Raw genomic sequence first — 2,810 nt, forward strand, 5'->3', positions numbered from 1 at the left:
AGTCGCGCAAAGCGGCATCGGCACGCTGTACGACAGCGATTCCACCGCCGTCTCGCGCGACTTCGGCAAAGGCCATACCGAGAACGACCTGCGACCCGAGTTCCGCAAACGCGGCGTGCCGCTGAGCTGGTTTGGCACCACGCCCGAGAAGCTGCCGGCCTACGTGGCGCAGATGGAGGCCGCGTATGGCAAGGACAAGGCGCGCGAGATCATGATCGACGGCACGCCGCACATCATGATTTTTCCGAACCTGTTCATCGCGGAGATCCAGCTCTTTGTGCTGCAACCACTGTCGGTGGACCACACGGTGCAGCACGTCACGGCGATCCAGTTCAAGGGCGCGCCCGATATCAACCGCCGCCTGCGCCAGCAGACCATGGGCTCGGTGGGCCCGGCGGGCTTCTTGCTCGCCGACGACGCGGCCATGTACGAGCGCACGCAGCTCGGCGTGCAGTCCAGCAATCCCGAGTGGCTGTACCTCGGGCGTGGCCGGCACCGCGAACGCCTGGATGAAAACGGTTACCGCATTGGCGACGCCACCGACGAGACGCCTTCGCGCGGTATCTGGCGCCACTACAAGTCCCTGATGGAGAGCGTATGACCGCCCAGGCAATCGACCCCCGTGTTTTGCTCGACGAAGTCACGCAGTTCATCTACCGCGAAGCCCGTTTCCAGGACGACCACGCTTACGACGAATGGGAAGCCCTGTGGACCGACGACGGTGTCTACTGGATTCCCGCCAACGGCGAAGGCGGTGACCCTGAGAAGGAAATGTCGATCATCTACGACAACCGCTCGCGCATCGCGTTGCGTATCCGGCAGTTCCATACCGGCAAGCGCTACAGCCAGACGCCGCAATCGCGCTTGCGCCGCATCGTCTCGAACGTGGAGATCCTCCGGCACGAGGGCGACGATCTGATCGTCACCTCCAACGCCATGGTTTTCGAGTCGGCCGCTCGCGGCGACACCGTCTGGGCCTCGCGCAACGAATACACCTTGCGCCGCGAGGGCAGCGCTCTGCGCATGGCGCGCAAAAAAGTGGTGTTGGTGAACAACGAAACCGCGTTGTACTCGATGGCCTTTCTCATTTAGGCGGCAAGGCAGCGTTTCAGGAGACACACGATGGAAAACACACAAGACAACAACACCTCAGCAACCGAAGTGCTGGTGGGCGAAGGCCCGGCCTTGCTGGAGCTGCACGCCGATGGCGTGGCGCACATCCGGTTGAACCGACCGGACGCCGCCAACGGCCTCGATATGGCCATGCTCAAAGGCCTGCACGAGGTGGTGACACGCGTGCACGGCGACAGCCGCGTGCGAGCCGTTTTGATCACCGGTGAAGGCAAGAACTTTTGCGCCGGTGGAGACGTGCACATGTTTCTCTCGAAAGGCGAGGCTTTGCCGGACTACATCCGTGTGGCCACCTCCTATTTGCAGATCGTCGCCTCGATGCTGATGCGGCTGAACGCGCCAGTGGTGAGCGCCGTGCACGGCTTCGCGGCCGGCGGCGGGGGCATGGGTCTGGTGTGTTCGTCCGACATGGTGGTCGCGGGCGCATCGGCCAAGTTCCTGGCTGGTGCCACGCGCGTCGCCATGGTGCCGGACGCTGGCGTCTCGGTCACGCTCACCCAACTGGTGGGCCTGCGCAAGGCGATGGAAATTCTCCTGCTCAACCCCGTGATCACCGCGCGCGCAGCGCTGGACATGGGCTTGATCACCCGCGTGGTGGAAGACGACAAGCTGGTGGAAGAGGCTTTTGCGCTGGCGCGCCAGCTCGCCGCCGGCGCACCCGCCGCACTGGCGGCCACCAAACGGCTGCTGTGGAACGGCCTGGGCTCCAGCGTGGACGCCTGTATGCCCGAAGAGAACCGCATGCAAGCCCAGCTCTCGGGCATGGCCGATGCGCGCGAGGGTCTGGCCGCTGTGATCGAGAAGCGCGCACCGACCTTCACGGGCCGTTGACCATGGCGACCCACAACACGCCGCTCGCGGGCCGAAAAGCCTTTGTTACCGGAGGCGCCAAGGGCATCGGCGCGGCCATCGTGCGCCGCCTTGCGGCCGATGGCGCGCAGGTGACCATTGCCGACCTGGACATCGCCGCCGCACAAGCGCTGGCACAAGAGACCGCTGCCCGCGCCGTGCGGCTGGACGTGACCGACCTCGCACAGGTGGCCGCCGTCATGGCCGAACAGGGGCCGTTCGATATCCTGGTGAACAACGCCGGTGTCGACCAGCACGCGTTCTTCACCCGCACCACGCCCGAAGATTGGCGCCGATTGATCGCGATCAACCTCGAATCGGTGTTTGCCACCACGCACGCGGCTCTGCCCGCGATGCAGGCATCGGGCTTTGGCCGCGTCATCAACATCGCCTCCGAGGCGGGCCGTCTGGGCTCGCGCGGTGGTGCCGTGTACGCGGCGGCCAAGGGCGGTGTGATCGCCTTCACCCGCTCGATCGCGCGCGAGAATGGCAGCAAGGGCATCACCGCCAACGTGATCGCGCCCGGCCCGATCGACACACCGATGCTGCGCCAGGCGCTGGAGCAGGGCGGCGACAAGCTGCTGCAAGCGATGACGGGTGCCACCTTGGCTGGCCGCCTCGGCACCCCCGATGAAGTGGCTGCGGCGGTCGCTTTCCTGGCTTCGGCCGACGCCGGCTTCATCACCGGTGAGGTGCTGGGCGTCTCGGGCGGCATGGGGTGTGGCGCATGACCGCATCTCCAACCACCACCGCCGTTGACGGCGTGATCGAACGCGTGCGCTGTGTCTACGGCAGCTGGAAGCGCGATACCACCGTGGCACAGATGCGGC

The 2,810-nt window shown here is 65.7% G+C and carries 4 protein-coding genes; all 4 read left to right on the plus strand.

All coding sequences use genetic code 11. From position 1 onward, the window contains the following. A partial coding sequence (locus ABYB95_RS20700) for an SRPBCC family protein (protein WP_372661329.1) occupies positions 1 to 601 on the plus strand: 601 nt, incomplete at its 5' end. Continuing rightward, positions 598 to 1,092, plus strand: coding sequence for an aromatic-ring-hydroxylating dioxygenase subunit beta (locus tag ABYB95_RS20705; protein WP_372661332.1), 495 nt, complete (start codon positions 598 to 600; stop codon positions 1,090 to 1,092). The genes ABYB95_RS20700 and ABYB95_RS20705, both read left to right, overlap by 4 nt. Positions 1,093 to 1,122: 30 nt before the next feature. Continuing rightward, the gene (locus tag ABYB95_RS20710) at positions 1,123 to 1,962 is read left to right on the plus strand and encodes an enoyl-CoA hydratase/isomerase family protein (RefSeq protein WP_372661335.1); all 840 of its coding nucleotides are present in this window, start codon (positions 1,123 to 1,125) and stop codon (positions 1,960 to 1,962) included. Positions 1,963 to 1,964: 2 nt separating this feature from the next. Beyond that, the gene (locus ABYB95_RS20715; RefSeq protein WP_372661338.1) at positions 1,965 to 2,711 is read left to right on the plus strand and encodes an SDR family NAD(P)-dependent oxidoreductase; all 747 of its coding nucleotides are present in this window, start codon (positions 1,965 to 1,967) and stop codon (positions 2,709 to 2,711) included. The last annotated feature ends 99 nt before the right edge of the window (positions 2,712 to 2,810 follow it).

This window comes from Hydrogenophaga sp. (genome assembly GCF_041633695.1).
GTDB lineage: Bacteria > Pseudomonadota > Gammaproteobacteria > Burkholderiales > Burkholderiaceae_C > Hydrogenophaga.

What these genes read in the sequence shown, in the direction of transcription:
- ABYB95_RS20710 (WP_372661335.1), top strand. Translation starts at nt 1,123, where the DNA reads ATGGAAAACACACAAGACAACAACACCTCAGCAACCGAAGTGCTGGTG.
- ABYB95_RS20715 (WP_372661338.1), top strand. Translation starts at nt 1,965, where the DNA reads ATGGCGACCCACAACACGCCGCTCGCGGGCCGAAAAGCCTTTGTTACC.
- ABYB95_RS20705 (WP_372661332.1), top strand. Translation starts at nt 598, where the DNA reads ATGACCGCCCAGGCAATCGACCCCCGTGTTTTGCTCGACGAAGTCACG.